Genomic DNA, 20,881 nt, shown 5'->3' on the forward strand with positions numbered 1-20,881 from the left:
GCGACGGCCCTCTCCGCCCTTACCGTGTACCGACTGAATATCGGCTGAATACGGGCAGTCCAAAGCGCTACATACCCCGCCGCCGCCACTGCGGGCAAGGCCGAAGCGATGACGGTTATCCGAACAGGGCGTCGATCGACGACTGATCCATGGTGGTCGCTGTCTTAGCGGCCCCCCGTTCGCCACGCAGGCGGGCGTGGTCATAAAGACCTGCCATCTGCAGGGCACAATCCGTATTGGTCAGGATATTGGCGAACAGATCGGTGCCGTCATCCCAGTATCCGATCCCGCCGGTCAGGGTGCTGGCCGCCTCGGTGGCGGCATACAGCGTTTCCCGCACATTGGCGGCTTTCACCCGTTCAATGGCATCCGCTGGGGCAGGCTTACCCCGGAAGGCATAGCGCGCCAGCGTGATCAGGTCTCCGATCACCGCCGGATCGGGGAAGATCAGCTCCAGAACATGACGCATGTAGAACGTCTGCGCGTCCAGCCCCCCCGCACCGGGAACCTTGAAGGTGGATCCGATCCGCTGGCGGGCCCCCGGAGCAAACTCATCGGGATAAACCTCGGTCAGCGACACGTAAAAATCCGTGAACCGCCGGACGTAGGTTTCAAAACTCTCAGGCAAGGCTGTCCCCCAACAACGCGATACGCCCCATTGTGCCCGCCGCATCCACACCGGTAAACCGCTTTTGTCGCCTGTGGCGCACGCTTTGACCGGGGCTGTTCCCGCCGCGGGTGACAGGGGCTTGAGAAAACTGGCCGAAGCCAGACTGACTGCACCCCACTTTTGCCACAAAGAAGGTTAGTCTAAGGTAAACTCTCTTCCTACAGGGCCTTTTATCCCTGCTGCCAGCACCGTGAACCGTTTTTCCCGTACCCTGTCTTCTGGAGCTTTCCGGTGAGTCATACCATTGCGTTGGTCGACGACGACCGCAACATCATCGCTTCGGTGTCCCTGCTGCTGGAAAGCGAAGGCTATTCCGTACGCTGTTACCATGACGGGTCAGAGGCCCTGCGCGGCCTGACGCAGGAACCGCCGGACATGGCGATCCTTGATATCAAGATGCCGCGAATGGATGGCATGGAGCTGCTGCAGCACCTGCGGAAAACCTCTGATTTGCCGGTGATCTTCCTGACCTCTAAAGATGATGAGGTCGATGAAGTGCTGGGGCTGCGGATGGGTGCGGACGACTACATCCGCAAGCCATTCTCGCAACGTCTGCTGCTGGAACGGATCCGGACCCTGCTGCGGCGGCTGGAAGCCCGCAAGGCCGACACCACCCCGCCCTCGGCCCTGTCTGACACCGCACTGGTGCGCGGGGATCTGGTCCTCGACCCCGCCCGCCATCATGTGCAGTGGAAAGGCCGCACCGTTGACCTGACCGTCACCGAATTTCTGATCTTGCAGGGGCTGGCCCAGCGCCCCGGTCATGTCAAAAGCCGCGACCAGCTGATCGATATCGCATACGGGGAACACATTTATGTCGATGACCGCACCATCGACAGCCACATCAAGCGCCTGCGGAAGAAGCTGCGCGACACCGACTCCGAATTCAATGCCATCGAAACCCTCTACGGTCTGGGATACCGCTACAAGGACGCCTGAGAGCGACTGACCGGGGAACAGGGGAATGGGATCCGCACACAACTCCGGCACCGATGGGCCACAGACTGTGGCCAGTGCCCGGCGACAGGCACGGCGCCCCGGCAGGCAGCCGCTGCTGTCACCGCTGACCCGCCGCATTCTGGCCGTCAACCTGATTGCGCCGCTGCTGCTGCTGGTGGGCCTGCTGTATCTGGATGAATACGAACAGGCCCTGCTGTCGACAGAGACCGAAGCCCTGCGGGTACAGGGGGAACTGATCGCCGCCGCCGTCGGGGAAGGCGCGGTCTCGGCAGATCTGGCAGAACTGCAGAATTCCAATCTGCCGATCCCCCATCATACCCTGAAGGCAGAACCGGCCCAGAGCATGGTCCGCCGCCTGTCAGAACTGGCCGGAATCCGGGTTCGGCTGTTTGACACCAACGGCCTTCTGGTTGCCGACAGCCGCCGCCTGACCGGCCCCGGCGGTGCGGTGCAGGTCGAGGATCTGGCCCCACCCAGCACCCCGTCGATGATGCACGACCTGCGTGAGGCCTATGTCTGGGCCGCCCGACGGCTGCACCATATCCCCCTGCCGCAGTATCATGAACGGCTGGATCAGGCTGCCGGGGATTATGAAGAGGTCGCACTGGCCCTTGACGTCGGCCTTCCCGCCACGGCGCTGCGCCGCCTGAACGGCGATCTGCGCATCCTGACGGCGGCGGTACCCGTCAGCTTCTATAAGCAGGTTGTCGGGGCCATCATGGTATCCCGCACCGACGAAAGCGTCGCTGAAAGCCTGTTCGAAGTGCGGATGACCATCGTGCGGCTGTTCATCGGCACGCTGGCCGTCACAACCCTGCTGTCGATTTATCTTGCCCGCGCAATCGCCCGTCCGGTCAGCCTGCTGGCACTGGCTGCCATCCGGGTCCGGCAGCGGCAGGGCCAACAGACAGCCATCCCCGATCTGTCCTACCGCAATGATGAAATCGGTGCCCTGTCCACCAGTCTGCGCGATATGACACAGGCCCTGTGGCAACGGATGGATGCGATTGAACGCTTTGCCGCCGATGTCGCCCATGAGATCAAAAATCCGCTGACGTCGATTCGCAGCGCGGTGGAAACGGTTGCCCGCCTGAAAGACCCGGAAAAACAGCAGCGCCTGCTGGCAATTGTACAGGATGACGTCGGGCGCCTCGATCGCCTGATCTCTGATATTTCCGACGCCTCGCGTCTGGATGCCGAGCTGTCGCGGTCTGAAGCAGCCGACATTGATCTGCGCCCCCTGCTGGAAACCCTTGCTGATATTTATACCTCTGCCGCACCGGAACAGGCCCACGATGGCGAAAGCCAGACCACACCCCCACAGGGGCCGCTGGTGCTGGACCTGCCAGACGCGGCAACCTCCCTGCAGGTCCGGGGGATGCCCGACCGTCTGGTGCAGGTGCTGCGAAATCTGATCGGGAATGCCATCTCCTTCAGTCCCGAGCCGGGTTCGATTACGGTGAAAGCCCGTAAGAGTGCCGAGTCGGTTATCCTAAGTGTCGAGGATTGCGGCCCCGGTCTGCCCCCCGGCAAGGAAGAGGCGATCTTCGAGCGGTTCTACAGCGAGCGGCCCAGCACCGAAAAATTTGGGTCCCACTCCGGACTGGGTCTCTCGATCTCCCGCCAGATCATCGAAAACCATGGCGGCACCATCAGCGCCCGGAACCGCTGCACCCCTGACGGGATCGTTCTCGGGGCCTGCTTTACGGTTACCCTGCCTGCCGCCCGCCTGACAGCCCCCGGGAAAGCGACCGGCCGCGTGGCCGGATAATCACCGTGCAGAAAATGCAACAGGGGACGGTTTCCCATCCCCTGTTGCTGATCCGTCAGAACTGCTCTCTCAGCCAAACAGCTTGTCGATGTCGTCCTGCCCAAGTCCCGGTGCATCTTCTGCGGGGGGGGCAGCTGCCGGTTTCGGGGCAGGCTTCGGAGCAGGGGCCGGAGCCGGTTTTGCCGCAGCCGGAGGCTTCGGCGCAGCAGGTTTAGCAGGAGCAGGAGCCGAGGCAGCCGCAGGCGCCGCAGGTTTAGGAGCCGGAGCCGGAGCCGGAGCCGGAGCCGCAGGGGCTGGCATCGGGGCCGGACTGTCAAACAGGGCGTCAATCGCAGCCTGTCCACCGTCAGATCCACCACCGGTCCCCAGAATGGCATCAACGTCAGACTGGGACACACCCCGCCCGGCCAGCTGCGGACCATTCAGGTACTTCTGATACTCATCCTTGGAGTTCCGGCCCAGAGGCTGGGTTTCCGCCAGTGTTTCCGGGCCCCACATATTGATCAGAGAATTAACGCGCTGCTCAATGAACTGCAGAGATTTCACAACCTTGTTAATACGCTGGCCGGTAATGTCCTGAAAGGAACAGGCCTCGAAAATCGCGCCGGTCAGGCCCGGGACCCGGTCAATCACCGCCACCGCTTCCGGATGATCGGCAACCATTGACCGCACCTCGGACAGCATCCCTTCCATTTCCTCAACCGAGGACATGATGGTGTCGGTCGCCTCTTCCGTTGCATGCACAATGGCATCCAACTCATCACTCATCTGCGTGAAATGATCTTCTTCGCCCATAACCCCCGGACGACGGATCGAAGCGATTTCCGCACGCATACGCTGAATATGCTGGAACAGCCCGAACAGTTCCTGCTTCAGCAGATAGACTTCAGTCTGCGGTGTCTTGCCCATCTTTCCCATTCACCCGGCTGACCAGGGCCAGCCTTTTCACCTGCGTCAGCCCGGCCTTCTCCCCCCCGGAAGAAAGCCTGACCAGTGTGTCACGGGCCTCCGTGACGTCCGGCCCTGTGGGCTGACTGACGTAATCCTGCCATAACCAACATGCCGGTCCCGCATCCTAAGATCCGGACATGCCCCAGAAAACTTTACGACCAGACAGGCACCTCACCCCAGACCGTCGGTCTGCGCCATCCCGACCCCGGGAGTGGCATGGGATCAATTTCTCGGTTCGTCCCGTCCTTCATTCAAAAGACCACGTATCGCCAGTGCCGCGAGCTTTGCCCGCTGATCATCTGACAGATCGGCCAAAATCTGCTGCTTGGCCTTGCGGATCTGCATCGCCTGCCGGATCAGTTCAGCCCGGTCCGCTGTCACCACCGTCCCCTGGGCAGCCCTGACCTGCGCCAGCGCTTTATCCCGGGCGGCAGATCCCGCAGAAGGAACCGCCCCGGTCTGTGCCCCGGCCTTACTCACCTTCGCCGCTTTCTTTTTCTTCGGGCTGGGCACCGGAGCCTTTTTTGCTGCGGTTGTAGCCTTCCCCCGTCCTGCGGCGGCCTTCTCTCCGTCGGTATCCGCAGACGCCCCGAAAAGCCGCCCGAATGCGTCTTTGAGCATACCCACGGATCTTAACTCCTCATAACAAAAGGAAAAGCCAGCCTCAACAGGCCCTGCGCCCCATAGGTCTTCTGCCCTATGATTGCGACCGTTCCCCTCCTCCTGCAACTGAGAAAGAGTGTATCACAGGGAATTGAAAGGACGTTAACATCAGCCACTTTCACAGCGGTTTTATTACGGAACGGCAGAACGCACCACCGAAGAGTGTTCTCCCCCGCCGTCAATTTCTGCGTCAGGCGCAGCACTCCCTTCATGCTGCCGCTGCCACATGGCGGCATACAGTCCGCCCGCGGCCAAAAGATCAGCATGGCGTCCCCGCTCGGCGATCCGCCCCTGATCAAGGACCAGAATGGAGTCGGCATCCACCACGGTTGAAAGACGGTGCGCGATCACCAACGTCGTCCGGTTCTGGGCCACCTGCATCAATGCGCCCTGAATTCCCTGCTCGGTCCGGGTGTCCAGCGCACTGGTCGCCTCATCCAGAATCAGCAGCGGCGGGGCCTTCAGCAGGGTCCGGGCAATGGCAACACGCTGTTTTTCTCCCCCCGAGAGCTTAAGCCCCCGTTCGCCGACCACCGTATCATATCCCTGTGGCAGCGCCGTCACAAAGGCGTGCAATGCCGCCAGACGGGCTGCGTGCTCCACCTCATCCCGGGTTGCACCGGGGCGGCCATAGGCAATGTTGTAGGCGATCGTGTCATTGAACAGCACCGTATCCTGAGGCACCACCCCAATCGCTGCCCGCAGGCTGTCCTGCGTCACATCCCGGATATCCTGACCGTCAATCAGGATCCGCCCTGCGGTCACATCGTAAAACCGGAACAGCAGCCGGGTCAGGGTTGACTTCCCGGCCCCGGATGCCCCGACAATCGCGGTCCGGGTTCCGGCCGGAACCTCGAAACTGATATCCGTCAGAATCGGACGGTCCGGCGCGTAAAAGAATCCCACGCCCTCGAATCGGATGGATCCCCCAGACACCGCCAGCGGTCGGGCCTCCGGGCGGTCAGAGACTTCCGGCGCCTGATCCAGCAGGGCAAACATCGCCTGCATATCAGTAACCGCCTGCTTGATCTCGCGGTACACCACCCCAAGGAACCCCAGCGGAGCCGCCAGCTGGATCAGATAGCCGTTAACCATGACAAAATCGCCGACCGTCATGGCACCATCACGCACCTCGACCGCCGCCAGCGCCATAATGATCACCAGCCCCAGAGCGATAATCGCCCCCTGACCGAGATTCAGGAACACCAGCGAGGCTTTTGACCGCAGGGCAGCCTGTTCGTACCCCTGCAGGGCAGTGTCGTAGCGGCGGGCCTCATGCCCTTCATTGCCAAAATACTTAACGGTCTCATAATTCAGCAGACTGTCGATTGCCTTAGTGCTGGCCTCGGCATCCGTCTGGTTCATCACCCGCCGGAACCCAAGACGCCATTCCGTCACCATCATGGTAAACAGGGCATACCCACCGATGGTCCCGGCAGTGACGGCGGCAAACCGCCAGTCAAACAACGACCAGAGAATCGAACAGACAAACACCAGCTCCAGCGCCGAAGTCCCGGCGCGGAACAGGACCAGCCGCAGCAACAGCTCCATTCCACGGGTCCCGCGCTCGATCACCCGTGACAGCCCGCCGGTCTGGCGGTCGAGATGAAAGCGCAGGGACAGACGGTGCAGATGACGGAACGTCTTCAGCCCGAGCGTACGGACGGCCCGCTCCACCACGCGGGAAAACACCAGATCCTGAAACTCGGTAAACGCCTGCTGGCCCAGACGGGCCGCCCCGTAGGCGATCAGCAGCCCGAAGGGCACAGCAACGGAGGCCGCGGCCTCCGGGCGGACGGACAGGGCATCAACCGCCTGCTTGTAAAACCACGGCACGGAAACGGTGACGATTTTCCCCGCCACCAGCATCAGCACCGCAATAACCACCCGCAGCCGCAGGGCCGGGGCATCCTGCGGCCACAGGTACGGCAGCATACGGCTAATGGTCCGCCAGTCACCGGTCCCGGCAGATGGCGAAGGGGCGTAATCCCCCGGATTCCGGGCCCGCATCAGGATTTAGCAGCCACCGGCGTATCTCCGGCATCAGCCGGATCCGGCTGACCATTCACCGCCCCATCCAGCCCCGGTGCCTTCGTGCGCGCACCCTCTGAACGGGCCGCATCATCGCCACCATCATTGAGACGGCGGAGCGCATCATTCAGGCGGGACATTGACGACTGCAAAGGGGCAGCATCCGTCCCTGCGGTTTCTCCCGGACCTGCGGCGGCCTCCGTACCGTCCGGCTGCCGCAGCTGCCGCAACAGATCGCGGGCGGTTTCCTCCGGCCCGCGCGCATCAACCACGGCATGGGGACTCACCTGATTCTCATCACCGAACCCATCCTGTACATCCGGCAGGTCCTGTGCGACGGGCTCGGCGCCAAGCCCGGCGGCGGCGGCGGCAATCGCCGCCACTCCGGCAGACAGTTGCGCCACCTCCGGCGACACCGGCTCAGCCTGCGACACCGTCAAGGAATCCGCAGAGCAGGGAGCCCCCGTCACCGGCGGATGGAAATCAGGCACCGGATACACTTCGGCCTGATCCGTCTGGGTTTCCGGCCAGACCTCGGCAGACGCGGCCCAGTCCATCCGCAGACGCACCGCCCGGGCATTGACATCGGCAAACAGGACCTGCAGGCGGGCCAGCGGACCGTCTTCCAGCACCTGCCGCATCAGCCGGTCCGCTTCATTTTCACGGAACCCTTCGGACAGCTGATCATAGCGGCGCAGGAAGGTCTGCAACGCACCGGAACAGACGGTATCCCCGGCCAGACGTTCCGCCAGCATATCCGCAAAATCAGGGTAAGCCGCAGCCCGGATCAGGAACGCATGGGCAAAGGCCCAGAGATCACCGGACACCGTCCGCGCCCACAGTCCGTCAGCTTCCGGCTCCGATACCATTCCCAACCGCTCTGCCAACAGGGCGGCCTGACCGTTCATATCCTTGATCACCAGATCCATGCCGCCCAGCATGCTGCGGCGACGGCTTTCGGCCTGCATCTCGATCAGGGTCCGGACCTGCGCCTCCGTCTGTTCGGCATTCCGGCGGGCCTGCGACGCCAGCGTCTGCAGCACCTGCTCCTGCCGCTGCCCCTGTGCGGCAATATAGAAGAATCCGATAATCAGCCACAGCGCAGCCAGCGGCCCGAAAGTCGCCGCCAGATAAAGGGCAATATCCGTCGGCGGCAGGGTCAGCAACCCTTCCCAGCCCATCGTACTGCTGATGTACAGAACCACGGTACCGAGCCAGACAGAACTGACCGCACCGGCCAGAGTAAACAGAATCATCACGCCAATCATCAAATGGCTCCCGGAAGGGGCGGGGAACGGACAACGCCCCGGATAGCATCCCCGATGCAACGCGGCCAGCGGAACACGATCACGGACTCGTAGGAAACGGCAAGACGGCCTGCCCCAGCCGTCACGGGGTATTCTGCGCATTTACAACAGGTTTGTCATCCCTTCCGCAACTTGGCTTCCCCACTCTGCGCGGGCATGCCACACTGCCGCCCAATTACCCCCCCCCTCCTGCCCTGCCCTATCCTGAGCGGATTTTTATCCATGGCCTTTCTCGATCACATCCATCGCTGCAACTCCTGGACGCCGGAAGGGTTCCGCCCGTTTCTGATTGGTGGCCAACAGGTGGGCTGGGTGCGGGAAGACATGGCAGCCCGCCTGCGCACCGCACCGGACGTCTTTGAGATCACGGCCCGGGCAGTCAGCCTCAACCCCGCCCTGAACACCCCCGAATCCCGGACCGAGGCGGTTGGGGCTGTCATGCGCACTCTGCACGCCCGGGGGGAAGGCCCGCGCCTGCGTGGCGAAATGTTCCCGGTCCGCACCCGCTGGAGCATGCCGGACCTGATGCGGATGGACCGTGGCGTCACGGCGGTCTTCGGCATTCGCGCTTTCGGGGTCCATCTGAACGGTATTGTCCGCCGCCGCCCTTCCGCTCCGGATCGAAGCGGACTGTCCCTGTGGATCGGCACCCGGGCCGCCGATAAAGCGGTCGCTCCCGGCAAGCTGGATAATCTGGTGGCAGGGGGGCAACCGGCCCATCTGTCGCTGGCCGACAATCTGATCAAAGAAGCGGAAGAAGAGGCCGGGCTGGCCGCCGCCCTGACCCGGACCGCCCGCAGCACCGGTGTCATCACCTATTCAATGGCTGACCGCTGGGGGGTAAAGCATGACACGCTGTATATCTATGACCTTGAAATTCCTGAGGAGATCATCCCCGTCAACACCGATGGGGAAGTCAGCGGCTTTACCCTGATGCCGGTCGAATCGGTGCTGGATCTGGTGCGGACCGGCGATGCCTTCAAGTTCAATGTCGCTCTGGTCCTGATCGACTTCGGCATCCGTCACGGCCTGATCACCCCTGATCAGGAACCGGATTTCGATACTCTCGCCACCGGCTTGCGTGCAGCGCACCATGGTCTCGGTTGACTTCAACAAAATTTCGGACGAAGGTTCTGCCCCGAACTTTTGTTACTCAGTTTTCCTGAACCGGGCCAATCCCGGTCTGTCGGCGGTCCGGCCAAGACCCCGCCAGCCCCGGCCCGGAACAGCCCTGACAGACAGACCCCTGACGCACCAGCAAAACAACCCGGCCCAACCGGCCGAAACATCTGAGGGAGATCGTTCATGAGCTTCACCGTCGTCGAGCCCGCCCCGGCACGCCTTAACCGGTCAGAACAGGCCGTCCCCGGCTCCAACACCCGCTTTCTGGAAAAAGCGGCACAGGGCAATGCCGACATGGTGTTCCTGGATCTGGAAGATGCCGTTGCCCCGGACCAGAAGGAACAGGCCCGTAAAAACATCATTCAGGCCCTGCACGACCTCGACTGGTCGGGCAAGACCGTCAGCATCCGCATCAACGGTCTGGACACCCATTACTGCTACCGTGACGTCGTCGACATCATGGAGCAGGCTGGCGACAAGATCGACCTGATCATGATCCCGAAAGCCGGGACCGCTGCCGACATCTATGCGATCGACATGCTGTGTACCCAGATCGAAACCGCCAAGGGGTACAAGAAGCGGGTCGGCTTCGAGATGATCATTGAAACCGCGTTGGGGATGCAGAACGTCCACGAGATCGCCGCCGCGTCGAAGCGTAACGAGTCCCTGCACTTCGGCGTCGCGGATTATGCCGCCTCCACCAAGGCCCGCACCACCAACATCGGTGGCCCGAACCCGGATTATGTGGTGCTGACCGACCCGGATGCAGCGGGTAACCGGGACCGCCACTGGGGCGACATGTGGCACTATGCCATTGCCCGCATGGTGGTGGCTGCCCGGGCCAACGGCCTGCGGGCCGTCGATGGTCCGTTCGGCGATATCAAGGATGCCGACGGCTACCGGGCACAGGCCCTGCGTGCCGCCATTCTGGGCTGCGAAGGCAAGTGGGCAATCCACCCGAGTCAGGTTGACATCGCCAACGAAGTCTTCAGCCCGTCAGAAAAGGCGCTTGCCACCGCGCGCGCCATTCTGGCCGCCATGGAAGACGCCAAGAAAAACGGTCTGGGTGCCGTAACGCTGGATGGCAAACTGATCGACATCGCCTCAATCAAGCAGGCTGAAGTGCTGGTCAAGACCGCCGAGCAGATCGCCAGCGCCAAAGCCTGAGCCCGGCACGGTCAGACAGCCTGATCCGGACGCAGACACCCGGGGGTGCCCCAGACAGGGCACCCCCGCTTTCTTTTTGCGCTCTCTCACCCGTAAAGCGACTCGGGAAAAGCAACAAAAAGGCAAACCCGCGAACATACGCGCAATGCGGCAAAGACACCTGACTTCCCGCACTCAACCCGTGCCAAACCTGAAAAGATACACCCTTCGACGTAAGGCGTTGTGCCCAGACTGCCACAAATATGTCTTATCAGCCGTAAGACCACCGGAAAGAGACACCCGCCATCATCGGCATGCTACCACCCGCCGACCTGCGGCAGGGAAGGGAAGCCCCGCCACAGGACAGGCTGAAACGGGCATTACGGCAGATGGATACCAAAGACACAGCCCCCACATTCGAACGGATCGGTCAGCGACGCTATAAGGTGCGGGAAGGCGTCTGCCTGTTCCGGGAAGGGCAGGACGGAACCGGAGCCTTCATTATTGAAAGCGGTCGGGTAGAGCTGACCCGCCGGGTCAGGGGATCACAGACCCTGCTGGCCATCGCCGGTCCGGGCGAACTGATCGGCGAGATGGCCTTGATTGATGGTGAACCCCGATCCGCCACCGCCATCACCACCACCGAAACCATCCTGCTGGCAATCCCGGCCCGGGAGTTCTCCTCCCGGATGGAACAGCTCGACCCGGTCACCCGGATGATCCTGAAGAAAATGACCAGACTTGTCCGGCGGGCCAACGAGACGCTGATTTTTAGTCCATCCGTTGGCAATCAGGATGTTCAGGATACTTAAAGGACCGTTATCAGGGTAGAGTAAGGACTCGTCGGGTGTTGCCAGCACTCGGGAGACGGGGAGTAAAAAGCGTCATTCGCTTACACCTTTTTCCCCTCCGTCTTCAGGTGTACCCCTGCTACCGTAAGCCTTTCCGCAGACGAGGCCGCAATGACTGTGACCACGCCGATCCCCCCGACCGGGGATGTTGATCCCCTGGCCTCTCAGGGCCGCTCCCCCGGAGTGCGCCAGATCATCCGGCGCGGACAGAGGCTGTTTAACGAAGGGGATGCCGCCGACGCTGCCTTCATGATCCAGAAAGGCCGCCTGGAGGTCACCAAACGGGTGCGCGATGACGAGACCGTTCTGGCCCTGCTCGGGCCCGGCGATATTGTCGGAGAGATGGCCCTGATTGATGATATGCCGCGCTCGGCCAGCGTCCGCGCTGTGGAGGACACCCTGCTGCTGCGGGTCTCGAAAGAAAATTTTCAGGAACGCCTGCAGGCGCTTGACCCGGTCTACCGGGCGATCCTCAACCGCCTCTCCAATCGCCTGCGTCAGCAAAGCATTGAGCTGGCAATGATCCGCAAGGTTGTCCGCTGACCGATGACTGCTGTTTTTCAGGGATCGGCGTATCCCAAGAGGGTCTTACCCACCGCCATTCCGGCGGATGCGGTGGAATAATCTTTCCACCGGGGCATTTTACCGTCGCACCCCCTGCCGGGCTGTGTTAGAGCTACCGCTTTCCGAAACCAGCCAAGCACGGGTCCATGAACTTTCTGGATTTCGAAAAGCCCATCGCCGAGATCGAAGCTAAAATCGAAGATCTCCGGCATATGGGTGATGGAGATGGCCTCAACATCGCTGAAGAAGTGGCGCGGTTGCAGGCGAAGGTCGAAAAGCGCCTGCGCGAAACTTATGCCAAGCTGACGCCGTGGCAGAAGACGCAGGTTGCCCGTCATCCCGACCGTCCGCACTGCTCGCATTACATCGCGGCATTGTTTGAGGATTTCCAGCCGCTGGCCGGAGATCGTAGTTTTGCCGATGACTCGGCGATTCTGGGCGGTCTCGCCCGGTTCCGCGGTCGGTCGGTGATGGTGATCGGGCAGGAAAAAGGCCACGACACCGAAACCCGCATGAAGCATAACTTCGGCATGGCCCGTCCGGAAGGGTACCGCAAGGCCCGCCGCCTGATGGAAATGGCTGATCACTTCGGTCTGCCGGTCATTACGCTGGTCGATACCGCCGGGGCCTACCCGGGGATTGATGCGGAAGAACGGGGACAGGCTGAAGCGATTGCCAAGTCGATCGAAACCTGTCTCGGCATCCGGGTTCCCCTGATTTCCGTTGTGATCGGCGAAGGCGGATCCGGCGGGGCGATCGCCCTTGCCACCGGCAACGTCGTAATGATGCTGGAACACAGCATTTACTCGGTGATTTCACCGGAAGGCTGCGCCGGGATTCTCTGGCGCTCCGGCGATCAGGCTCAGGCGGCGGCAGAGGCCCTGCGCCTGACCGCGCAGGACCTGCTGCGTCTGAAGGTGATCGACGAAGTGGTGCCGGAGCCGCTGGGCGGTGCCCACCGTGCCCGCGATGCCGCTATGCACGCTGTTGGCAGCGCCATCGAACGGCATCTGTCTGCGCTGGTGTCGCAGGATCCCGGTGTTCTGCGTGCCCGCCGCCGCGACAAGTTCCTGGCGATGGGCCGGAGCGGCCTGGAGTAACCGGCGTGGGGACGGAGACCACTTCGCCCCTGCCACGCATCCTGATCAGCGCCTGCCGCTTCGGGCAGCCGGTGCGGTATGACGGGGGACACACCCGCACCGCATCCGATGTTCTCGACCGGCTGGAAGCCACAGGATGCCTGATACCCTTTTGTCCGGAAGTGGCCGGGGGAGCCCAGACTCCCCGGCCGTCCGGCGAAATCCTCGGCCCCGGAGGCGGCGATGGTGTCCTTGACGGCACCGCCCGGGTGGTTGAGGCCGACGGAACCGACGTAACATCATTATACGTTACCGGTGCCCGTCTGACGCTGGATCTGGTGCGCCGCCACGGCATCACCCATGCCCTGCTGCAGGACCGGAGTCCGTCCTGTGGATCCTCGATCATTTACGACGGCCATTTCAGCGGCAACCGCCACCCCGGCCACGGCGTCACCACCGCACTGCTGCGCCGTCATGGCGTTACGGTTTTTGCGGATCTGGACGCGTTGGTTGATGGCCTTGACCTGCGGAACCACCTCTGACCCTCACCCCGGTGGTTGACGGCTTTCCCCGGCGTTCCGTATGCTCCTTCCATAATGTTGCAGCGCAACGAAAAGAGCCGCCGCAAGGATGGCTCAACCGGGAGGATTCTCATGCGTGCCGTTCTTGTCAAAGACTGGTGCGGGCCTGATGCCCTGACCGTCGAAACCATACCCGCCCCGGCCCTGCCGGATGGATGCGTCCGTATTGCGGTCCATGCCGCCGGCTGCAATTTTGCCGATGGACTGATCATCGCCGGAAAGTATCAGGAAAAACCGGCCTTCCCCTTTAGCCCGGGGTTTGAAGTTGCCGGAGAGATTCTGGAGGTTGCAGCCGACGTCATCGGATGGAGCGTCGGAGACCGGGTGTTCGCCGCCCTCGATCACGGAGGCTACGCCGACGAAGCGATCGCCCGGGCCGTCGATGTTCATGCGATTCCAACCGGAATGGCGTATGCAACCGCCGCATCGTTCCCGATTGCCTATGGCACCAGCCACTTTTCCCTGATCGACCGGGCCCGGCTTCAGCCGGGGGAGGTTCTGCTGGTTCATGGGGCAGCCGGGGGGGTCGGTCTGACGGCGGTCGAATGTGGCAAAGCCGCCGGAGCCATCGTCATCGCCACGGCGGGTGGCGCTGATAAACTGGCCGTCGCCATGGCCCACGGGGCAGACCATGGCATCGATTATAAAACAGAAGATATCCGCAGCCGGGTCAAGGAACTGACGGGCGGGCGTGGAGCCGACGTCGTTTATGACCCGGTTGGGGGGGATGTTTTTGACGCATCCCTGCGCTGTACCGCCCCGGATGGACGGCTGCTGACCATCGGCTTTGCCGGGGGGACTGTTCCGCAGATCCCGGCTAACCATCTTCTGGTGAAAAATCTGACCGTCATGGGGGTCTACTGGGGCGCATACCGTACACTTGCCCCGCAGCGGATCGCTGCCAGCTTCGCCCAGTTGAAGGAATGGTACGAAGCCGGAAAGCTGTCCCCCCGCGTCTCCCACACCTTTACGCTTGAGCAGGCGGGGGAGGCAATTCTGGCCCTGAAGGCCCGCAAGGTCACCGGGAAAGCCGTAATCCTCACCCGCTGACCACTGAGAGCCTCAAAAACAGAACCGGGCCGGGCCGGGCCGGGGAGCAGATCTGTCACCTCCCGACCCGGTCGTTTTCAAGCCGCCTGACGGTTCGGGGCCGGACGGACCCGGTCCCGGCCCGCCATCATCAGCCCATGCGGACGCAGGCTGATCATCGGCTCCGGCGTGATTACCGCCCCCGGGGCCACATCCAGCTCCAATGCCGGAAGAACCGTCGCCAGTACCGCCATCGCCTCAATCAGCGCGAAATTATTACCGATGCACAGGCGCGGCCCCCCTCCAAAGGGAAAATAGGCGAAAGCATGATGCTGATCTTCGGCATCACCGATAAAGCGATCGGGACGAAAAGCCTGTGGCTGATCCCAGAACCGATCATCCCGGTGGGTCAGCCAGGGGCAAACCATCAGCGATGATCCCTTAGGGATTGCAAAGCCACCGACCACATCATCCGCCAGAGCCGTGCGGGACAGCGACCACGCCGGGGGGTACAGCCGCATCGACTCCAGCAGTGCCCCCCGCGTCACCGGCAGATTAGACAGATCATCCCAGCCCGGGGTTTTGCCCTGCAACACCTGATCAAGTTCGGCCTGAACCCGCTGCCGTTCTTCCGGATGCTCCGCCAGCAGGGAGAAGGTCCAGGCCAGTGCGGCTGCCGTGGTCTCATGGGCAGCAAGGACCATGAACAGAATCTCATCACGCAGAATCTGATCCGGCAGGCCTTTCCCGGTTTCCGGATCACGCCACTGCAGCATGTGCGTCAGCAGGTCGCGCGGCATTGCCTCACCCATCGCCCGGCGGCCCGCGATCATGCCGTAGACAAAATCATCCAGCGTGCGGATCGCCCGGCGGAAGCGCAGGGTTGATGGCCCCGGCAAACGGCTGAACAGCGGGAACAAGGCCCACATCCGCTTTTCTGCGGTCCGCAGGGCCGTGGTGATCGCCCCCTGCAACCGCTGCGTCGTCGCCCGGTCAGCTTCCGTATTGAACAGAACCTTCAGGGCCACCGCCAGCGTCAGGCGCATCATCGCCTCCCCGACATCCGTGGCCCCCGCCCCGGCCTTCACGTCTTCCATGAACTGTTGCGCCTGCGTCACGGCGGCATCCGCCACCGCCCGCAGAACATGGGAGCCAAACGCCGGGCGGGCCGTCTCACGCTGGCGCTTCCAGGCCGCTCCTTCCGCCACAATCATGCCGTTGCCGAAGATCGGCTTCAGCCGGTCATAAAATTTGCTCTTCGCATAGCCCTTTGCATTGGTCTTCAGCACCCGCTCAACCTGATCAGGGTGGCTGATGACAAACAGACGTTCCGCCCCGACCCGCAGTTCCACCAGATCGGCGGCGCGGGCAATCGAGGTCACCGTCGCCAGCGGGTCCTTCCGCAGACGCAGCAGTGTCCGCAGGCCGAAGCGGGCTGTCGTCTTGGCGGGGGTGACGGTGGCATGGTCCGGGCTTACGGATTCGGGCAGGGTGTAAGCAGTCATGAGAAAACTCCTGCACCGGCGTCGAGGGGTGCGGCTGGAGAGATGAGAGTAAAGATCGGGAACGCAGTCAGAGCGGCTGAGACCGGCGGATCACCTGCAGGGCCGCCCGCAGGGACGCTGTCAGCGCATCGTCCCCCAGACGTTCAGCTTCACGGCACAGATACCGCAGGCACCGTTCCACAGCGGTACGCCAGGGATCTGCCATGTCAGGCAGCCTCGGTCAGAGGAAGGGCGTCCCGCGGACGCAGGCAGCGGTGACGCACCCGTTCCAGATTGTCTTCCGATGCTTCAAAATATCCGGCGACGGCAGGGGCATTGCCGATGGCCACCGGCTGTCCGAGGCGGCTGGTTTGCAGGCCGCAGCGGCGGAGCAGGCGCTCAAACGGCAATTCGCAGATTGCCACCATCCGCTCAATGCCATGATCAAGGCCGAGCTCCAGCATCGCTTCCAGCAGCAGTCCGGTCACGGTATGCACCCGTCCCAGCCCCCCCTCGCCATCCCCGGACTCGGGCAGACGGATCGCAAAGCGGGTGGCCTCCCAGACCGTGGTCGCGTCAGGGACCGCACCATCAACCAAGGGGCGGAACACCGGCACATCCTTAAACAGAGTCGGCCCGGAAGAGGGCAAAAGCCGCCAGCAGCCCTCAAGCCGTCCTTCCGGACCGACACACAGACCGTAAACCGGGGCCATCAGATCATACGGGTCACGCTCCAGCCCCCCGCGTACGTTCACACTCCAACCGTGGCGATCAGCAAAAACCTCACGCCGCAACCGGAACATTTCACGCAGCACATCCCTTGGGGCGGGAGAAGAGGGTAAATGAAGAAGTACTGAGTAGGTCATGGGCAGCTCTCCCTGTCAGAATTTTCTGATCAAGAACTGCCACTGAGCTCAAAAAAATAATATTCCTACGAATTAAGGACTTGATCACGCTTAAATAGAAATAAATTTTTCAAAACATTTAAAGATTGTTAAATATAGTTTTATTGAAAAATAAAAGCTGGCATTCGAAAAAATCGAACTGCCAGCCTAAAAATAAGAATAATAATATGTATCAGTTTTATGGAAAAATCTGATACGTCATAATCGCTTTAACGACGGCCTGCGGCTTTGAGGAAACCCCCAGCTTTTCCATTGCAGATTTCAAATACTGCTTCACCGTATTTTCCGAGATGCTCAGAATTTCACCGGTCTCCCAGGCGGTCTTCCCCCGCGCTGCCCACAGCAGTGCCTCCCGCTCCCGCCGGGACAACGGATTGAGAACATCCCGCACCGCCTCCTCCCGCAGGGCAGACACCCGCTCGTGGTAATACAGCGCCCCAAGATGGACCAGATGCTTCAGATGCGGGATTGCCTGACGGAACTCCGAGTCCGGCTGATCAGATGCCAGACTGACGATGGCGAAGGAATTCCGGCTGTGAATCGGAATGGTCATCCCCTGCGTCAGACCAAACTCCCGCGCTTCATGAAAGATGATCTTCTGATCCCCTTTGACCGTCGGATCATAGATCAGATCAGACCACATCACCGGCACGACCGAGGCCGCGGCCCGATCCAACACCGGATCAACCATCTCGTAATGCTGACCGTCGTAATGGCGGCGCCATTCCTCTGGATAGTTGCTGATCACCGGGCGCGCGGCCTCACCCTCCGCCACCCCGCCGGTGCGAAGGCTGACATAGGTGAATACAGACAGACCCAGATCGCCAATAAACTTCAGAAACAGCTGTTCCAGCTCATCAACCGTCCGCGCCTGTTCAAGGTCCCCGATAAAGGACGTTAAAACGGCATGCATCTCGCTCTCCCACACCTGGCGATGCAGTGTGCCTTCCCCACGTTAGAATTTCATGTCACCCCCCGCGCGGCAAGAGCAGTCTTACCCTTTTTTCTCCCCGCCCTGACAGCTTCCAAGTCCTTGCATTACCTTAGGTTGATCATCTTCACACACGCACACGCGATCAACCGGAATCATTAGGCGCCCCCACAGGACCGCCTATTGTTTAGGCGGGAGTAGCCTCTCTTTAAGGCAGATCTCCTGCCCCTGTCCTTTCCGGTGACCGGATGACCTTGAAATGTCAGCCTTGGCCCCATCCTTGCAAATCCAGCTGCCGTTTCCGGCGTCATCGTCCTGCCCACCTGACGGAAGAGACCGGCCGGAAACCGGGGAGAGTAAGCCGTAAAGGCCACCCCGCTTCGTCCAAAAAGCGGCCCACACCAGGCCACCTCAGGGAATTCCGCGGATGCACGCTGGACTGGATGTCTTTTTTCTGTTGATCGGTGCCGCGATGGTACTGGCGATGCATGCTGGCTTTGCTTTTCTGGAAGCAGGAACGGTCCGGCGAAAAAATCAGGTCAACGCCCTGGTCAAAATCATTACCGACCTTGGGGTATCGACAGTGGTCTACTTTGCGGTCGGCTATACCATCGCCTACGGCACCACATTTTTTGTTTCTGCCAGCGAACTGACCGGATCAGGCGGAGCTTACAAAGCTCAGGGCGTTGATCTGGTGAAATTTTTCTTCCTCCTGATGTTTGCCGCCGCCATTCCGGCAATCATTTCCGGCGGTATCGCGGAACGGGCAAAATTCTGGCCCCAGCTGCTGGCAACCGCCATCATTGTCGGGCTGATCTATCCGGTGATGGAGGGCGTGGTCTGGGGCGGACGCCTTGGCCTGCAGGACAGTCTTGAAGCCCTGACCGGCGCAAAGTTCCATGACTTTGCCGGGTCCGTGGTGGTGCATGCCTTCGGGGGCTGGCTGGCACTGGGGGCCGTGGTCCTGCTGGGGGCCCGCCGGGGCCGGTACACCAAGGCCGGTAAACTGATTGCCATCCCCCCGTCCAACATTCCGTTTCTGGCACTGGGATCCTGGATCCTCTGCGTCGGCTGGTTCGGTTTCAACGTGATGAGCAGCCAGAGTGTCGAGACGGCCTCCGGACTGGTCGCCATGAACTCCCTGCTTGCCATGGTCGGCGGGCTGCTGGCTGCGGTGGTCGCCGGGCGTAACGACCCCGGCTTCATTCACAACGGGGCTCTGGCCGGGCTGGTCGCGGTCTGCGCCGGATCAGACGTAATGCACCCGCTGGGGGCGCTGGTGACCGGGGCAATGGCCGGGGGCCTGTTCGTCTGGGGCTTCAACCGCTGTCAGATCCACTGGAAAATCGACGACGTGCTGGGCGTCTGGCCGCTGCATGGGCTGTGCGGCACTCTGGGCGGGCTGGCGGCAGGCGTCTTCGGCCAACAGGAACTTGGTGGAATCGGCGGGGTCAGCCTGATGGCACAGGGGATCGGCACTGCCGCAGGCATTGCCTTTGCCGCAGTCTCGGGGTTTGTGGTGTATGGACTGCTGAAGCGTACCGTCGGCATCCGGCTGGATGCCGAAGAAGAACACCGGGGGGCAGACCTGTCCGTGCATCAGGTCCCGGCATATCCGGAAGAAGAACTGATCCGCTGACCGGCTGTCAGGGGATCGCTGAACGGAAACCGGGGGCGACCATTGCGGCGCCCCCGGTTTCTTTAGATATAGACGAGCCCCTTCAGCGCCGGATCATCCGGCGGTTACGGACCCGTACCGGCACCGGCTGAGGCTTCCGGGCCTGCCGCAGCACCGACACTGCCAGCAGAGCGGCGGCCAGCACGGCCATCAGCAACGGAGCCAAATCCATCATCCAAGCCATGTGGTCCTCCTCACCCTCATTTTCTTATCAGGGCCACACCGGCCCCCTACGGTCAGTACTATAGCAAAGTCACCCTACTCTGCCTGTGATCCAGATGTCCTATCCGGGATCAAGACACCCCGGATCAGCCGACCGGCCACAGCAGGGTCGCAACCCCCAAAGCCGCGAACAGCAGGGCCGCCCCGGTGCGGACCCATGCCAGCGGCACTTTTTTCGCCGCAGCCTCACCGATCAGTACTGCCGGGACATTGGCCAGCATCATCCCCAGCGTGGTCCCAAGGGTAACCATCAGTATCTGGTCATACCGGGCAGCCAGTGCAATGGTGGCAATCTGGGTTTTATCCCCGATCTCGACAAAAAAGAACGCCACCAGCGTCGTCAGGAACGGCCCGAACCGCGACGGCTTCGGGGCATCATCCTCGTCCATTTTGTCAGGGATCAACGCCCAGCCGGCCATCAGCAGGAAAGAGGCCCCCAGCGCCCAGCGGAACCAGTCGCCGGTCAGCCAGTCGGCCACCAGCGTGCCCACAACCGCCGCAACGGCGTGGTTGGCCAGCGTTGCCACCAGAATCCCCAGAATGATCGGCACCGGAGCCCGGAAGCGGACCGCCAGCAGCAGGGCAAGCAACTGGGTCTTATCACCGATCTCGACGATTGCGACCACCGCCATCGGCACCAGCAGCGACTCAAGAATCATGATTGAAAGCTCTCTCTTTGGGGGCCGGGCATGACCATTGGTTCGGTGTCTCCCCGGCCCCAACCGGAGTCACCGCAACCAAAGGTCTCACCGACATCCCACGCCGGAGCTCTCTTCGCTCCGCCGGATCTGCCGCAGCCGCCATGATCCGGCCTTCGCCGGGATCAAGCCTGTTGACGACTGCCCGCCTGAACATCCCGCAGGATTGGCGGTGGCTACTCCCCAATGATGAGGCCTGCTCTATGCCATAGAGGGGAGAGAGGACGCAAGGCGAAAC

General features: G+C 61.9%; 21 protein-coding genes. 10 read left to right on the top strand and 11 right to left on the bottom strand.

The window, feature by feature from the left end:
• Window positions 1–115 precede the first annotated feature (115 nt).
• On the bottom strand, window positions 116–628 hold the full coding sequence (locus G365_RS0114495; RefSeq protein ID WP_019646250.1) for a hypothetical protein: 513 nt from the start codon (window positions 626–628) through the stop codon (window positions 116–118).
• Window positions 629–901: 273 nt separating this feature from the next.
• Between G365_RS0114495 and G365_RS0114500 the strand changes: the two genes are divergently transcribed.
• Window positions 902–1,609, top strand: coding sequence for a response regulator transcription factor (locus tag G365_RS0114500; RefSeq protein ID WP_019646251.1), 708 nt, complete (start codon window positions 902–904; stop codon window positions 1,607–1,609).
• Between the two features lie 25 nt (window positions 1,610–1,634).
• Window positions 1,635–3,401, top strand: coding sequence for a stimulus-sensing domain-containing protein (locus G365_RS21730; RefSeq protein WP_019646252.1), 1,767 nt, complete (start codon window positions 1,635–1,637; stop codon window positions 3,399–3,401).
• A gap of 69 nt (window positions 3,402–3,470) precedes the next feature.
• Here the strand turns inward: G365_RS21730 and G365_RS0114510 are convergent, their stop codons facing one another.
• The 4 genes from G365_RS0114510 to G365_RS0114525 all read right to left on the bottom strand — a co-directional run bounded on the left by G365_RS0114510 (window position 3,471) and on the right by G365_RS0114525 (window position 8,314).
• Window positions 3,471–4,310 (bottom strand): protein phosphatase CheZ, encoded by an 840-nt coding sequence (locus G365_RS0114510; RefSeq protein ID WP_019646253.1) that lies wholly within the window; start codon window positions 4,308–4,310, stop codon window positions 3,471–3,473.
• Window positions 4,311–4,574: 264 nt separating this feature from the next.
• Complete coding sequence (locus G365_RS21735) at window positions 4,575–4,973, bottom strand: hypothetical protein (RefSeq protein WP_019646254.1); 399 nt, start codon at window positions 4,971–4,973, stop codon at window positions 4,575–4,577.
• A 174-nt stretch (window positions 4,974–5,147) separates the two neighbouring features.
• A complete protein-coding gene (locus G365_RS0114520) occupies window positions 5,148–7,025 on the bottom strand; it encodes an ABCB family ABC transporter ATP-binding protein/permease (RefSeq protein WP_019646255.1) in 1,878 nt (625 codons plus the stop codon).
• A complete protein-coding gene (locus tag G365_RS0114525; protein WP_019646256.1) occupies window positions 7,025–8,314 on the bottom strand; it encodes a hypothetical protein in 1,290 nt (429 codons plus the stop codon). The genes G365_RS0114520 and G365_RS0114525 overlap by 1 nt, the downstream gene beginning before the upstream one ends.
• 261 nt (window positions 8,315–8,575) lie before the next feature.
• Here G365_RS0114525 and G365_RS0114530 point away from each other — a divergent pair, with 261 nt between their 5' ends.
• The 7 genes from G365_RS0114530 (at window position 8,576) to G365_RS0114560 (ending at window position 14,746) form a co-directional block, all read left to right on the top strand.
• On the top strand, window positions 8,576–9,460 hold the full coding sequence (locus G365_RS0114530) for a DUF4743 domain-containing protein (protein WP_019646257.1): 885 nt from the start codon (window positions 8,576–8,578) through the stop codon (window positions 9,458–9,460).
• A 198-nt stretch (window positions 9,461–9,658) separates the two neighbouring features.
• Window positions 9,659–10,642: an HpcH/HpaI aldolase/citrate lyase family protein gene (locus G365_RS0114535; protein WP_019646258.1), complete on the top strand. Its 984-nt coding sequence runs from the start codon at window positions 9,659–9,661 to the stop codon at window positions 10,640–10,642.
• A gap of 368 nt (window positions 10,643–11,010) precedes the next feature.
• Complete coding sequence (locus tag G365_RS0114540) at window positions 11,011–11,433, top strand: cyclic nucleotide-binding domain-containing protein (protein WP_019646259.1); 423 nt, start codon at window positions 11,011–11,013, stop codon at window positions 11,431–11,433.
• Between the two features lie 150 nt (window positions 11,434–11,583).
• Window positions 11,584–12,015, top strand: a complete 432-nt coding sequence (locus G365_RS21740; RefSeq protein ID WP_019646260.1) for a cyclic nucleotide-binding domain-containing protein — start codon at window positions 11,584–11,586, stop codon at window positions 12,013–12,015.
• Between the two features lie 167 nt (window positions 12,016–12,182).
• Window positions 12,183–13,136, top strand: coding sequence for an acetyl-CoA carboxylase carboxyltransferase subunit alpha (locus tag G365_RS0114550; protein WP_019646261.1), 954 nt, complete (start codon window positions 12,183–12,185; stop codon window positions 13,134–13,136).
• A 5-nt stretch (window positions 13,137–13,141) separates the two neighbouring features.
• On the top strand, window positions 13,142–13,657 hold the full coding sequence (locus G365_RS0114555; RefSeq protein ID WP_019646262.1) for a DUF523 domain-containing protein: 516 nt from the start codon (window positions 13,142–13,144) through the stop codon (window positions 13,655–13,657).
• Between the two features lie 111 nt (window positions 13,658–13,768).
• Window positions 13,769–14,746, top strand: coding sequence for an NADPH:quinone oxidoreductase family protein (locus tag G365_RS0114560; RefSeq protein WP_019646263.1), 978 nt, complete (start codon window positions 13,769–13,771; stop codon window positions 14,744–14,746).
• Between the two features lie 77 nt (window positions 14,747–14,823).
• On the opposite strand, the gene G365_RS21745 is transcribed toward G365_RS0114560, so the two are convergent.
• From G365_RS21745 to G365_RS21755, 4 genes are all read right to left on the bottom strand, one after another.
• Window positions 14,824–16,230, bottom strand: a complete 1,407-nt coding sequence (locus G365_RS21745; protein ID WP_019646264.1) for a cytochrome P450 — start codon at window positions 16,228–16,230, stop codon at window positions 14,824–14,826.
• A gap of 67 nt (window positions 16,231–16,297) precedes the next feature.
• The gene (locus G365_RS23890) at window positions 16,298–16,435 is read right to left on the bottom strand and encodes a hypothetical protein (protein WP_019646265.1); all 138 of its coding nucleotides are present in this window, start codon (window positions 16,433–16,435) and stop codon (window positions 16,298–16,300) included.
• A 1-nt stretch (window position 16,436) separates the two neighbouring features.
• Window positions 16,437–17,075, bottom strand: coding sequence for an acyl-homoserine-lactone synthase (locus G365_RS21750; protein WP_081628571.1), 639 nt, complete (start codon window positions 17,073–17,075; stop codon window positions 16,437–16,439).
• A gap of 217 nt (window positions 17,076–17,292) precedes the next feature.
• A complete protein-coding gene (locus G365_RS21755) occupies window positions 17,293–18,027 on the bottom strand; it encodes a LuxR family transcriptional regulator (protein ID WP_019646267.1) in 735 nt (244 codons plus the stop codon).
• Between the two features lie 445 nt (window positions 18,028–18,472).
• On the opposite strand from G365_RS21755, the gene G365_RS0114590 reads away from it, so the two are divergent.
• Window positions 18,473–19,684, top strand: a complete 1,212-nt coding sequence (locus tag G365_RS0114590; protein ID WP_019646269.1) for an ammonium transporter — start codon at window positions 18,473–18,475, stop codon at window positions 19,682–19,684.
• An 82-nt stretch (window positions 19,685–19,766) separates the two neighbouring features.
• Here G365_RS0114590 and G365_RS23895 read toward each other — a convergent pair whose 3' ends face one another.
• The gene (locus tag G365_RS23895; RefSeq protein ID WP_019646270.1) at window positions 19,767–19,907 is read right to left on the bottom strand and encodes a hypothetical protein; all 141 of its coding nucleotides are present in this window, start codon (window positions 19,905–19,907) and stop codon (window positions 19,767–19,769) included.
• Window positions 19,908–20,031: 124 nt separating this feature from the next.
• Complete coding sequence (locus G365_RS0114600) at window positions 20,032–20,604, bottom strand: TMEM165/GDT1 family protein (RefSeq protein ID WP_019646271.1); 573 nt, start codon at window positions 20,602–20,604, stop codon at window positions 20,032–20,034.
• Window positions 20,605–20,881: the final 277 nt, after the last annotated feature.

This window comes from Novispirillum itersonii subsp. itersonii ATCC 12639 (genome assembly GCF_000381985.1).
In the GTDB taxonomy this organism is placed as follows: domain Bacteria; phylum Pseudomonadota; class Alphaproteobacteria; order Rhodospirillales; family Rhodospirillaceae; genus Novispirillum; species Novispirillum itersonii.

Bases quoted from the DNA above. Each gene is read 5' to 3' on its own strand.
- G365_RS21730 (WP_019646252.1), top strand. From the start codon at position 1,635: ATGGGATCCGCACACAACTCCGGCACCGATGGGCCACAGACTGTGGCC.
- G365_RS0114510 (WP_019646253.1), bottom strand. From the start codon at position 4,310: ATGGGCAAGACACCGCAGACTGAAGTCTATCTGCTGAAGCAGGAACTG.
- G365_RS21735 (WP_019646254.1), bottom strand. From the start codon at position 4,973: ATGCTCAAAGACGCATTCGGGCGGCTTTTCGGGGCGTCTGCGGATACC.
- G365_RS0114520 (WP_019646255.1), bottom strand. From the start codon at position 7,025: ATGCGGGCCCGGAATCCGGGGGATTACGCCCCTTCGCCATCTGCCGGG.
- G365_RS0114525 (WP_019646256.1), bottom strand. From the start codon at position 8,314: ATGATTGGCGTGATGATTCTGTTTACTCTGGCCGGTGCGGTCAGTTCT.
- G365_RS0114530 (WP_019646257.1), top strand. From the start codon at position 8,576: ATGGCCTTTCTCGATCACATCCATCGCTGCAACTCCTGGACGCCGGAA.
- G365_RS0114535 (WP_019646258.1), top strand. From the start codon at position 9,659: ATGAGCTTCACCGTCGTCGAGCCCGCCCCGGCACGCCTTAACCGGTCA.
- G365_RS0114540 (WP_019646259.1), top strand. From the start codon at position 11,011: ATGGATACCAAAGACACAGCCCCCACATTCGAACGGATCGGTCAGCGA.
- G365_RS21740 (WP_019646260.1), top strand. From the start codon at position 11,584: ATGACTGTGACCACGCCGATCCCCCCGACCGGGGATGTTGATCCCCTG.
- G365_RS0114550 (WP_019646261.1), top strand. From the start codon at position 12,183: ATGAACTTTCTGGATTTCGAAAAGCCCATCGCCGAGATCGAAGCTAAA.
- G365_RS0114560 (WP_019646263.1), top strand. From the start codon at position 13,769: ATGCGTGCCGTTCTTGTCAAAGACTGGTGCGGGCCTGATGCCCTGACC.
- G365_RS21745 (WP_019646264.1), bottom strand. From the start codon at position 16,230: ATGACTGCTTACACCCTGCCCGAATCCGTAAGCCCGGACCATGCCACC.
- G365_RS23890 (WP_019646265.1), bottom strand. From the start codon at position 16,435: ATGGCAGATCCCTGGCGTACCGCTGTGGAACGGTGCCTGCGGTATCTG.
- G365_RS21750 (WP_081628571.1), bottom strand. From the start codon at position 17,075: ATGACCTACTCAGTACTTCTTCATTTACCCTCTTCTCCCGCCCCAAGG.
- G365_RS21755 (WP_019646267.1), bottom strand. From the start codon at position 18,027: ATGCATGCCGTTTTAACGTCCTTTATCGGGGACCTTGAACAGGCGCGG.
- G365_RS0114590 (WP_019646269.1), top strand. From the start codon at position 18,473: ATGCACGCTGGACTGGATGTCTTTTTTCTGTTGATCGGTGCCGCGATG.
- G365_RS23895 (WP_019646270.1), bottom strand. From the start codon at position 19,907: ATGGCTTGGATGATGGATTTGGCTCCGTTGCTGATGGCCGTGCTGGCC.
- G365_RS0114600 (WP_019646271.1), bottom strand. From the start codon at position 20,604: ATGATTCTTGAGTCGCTGCTGGTGCCGATGGCGGTGGTCGCAATCGTC.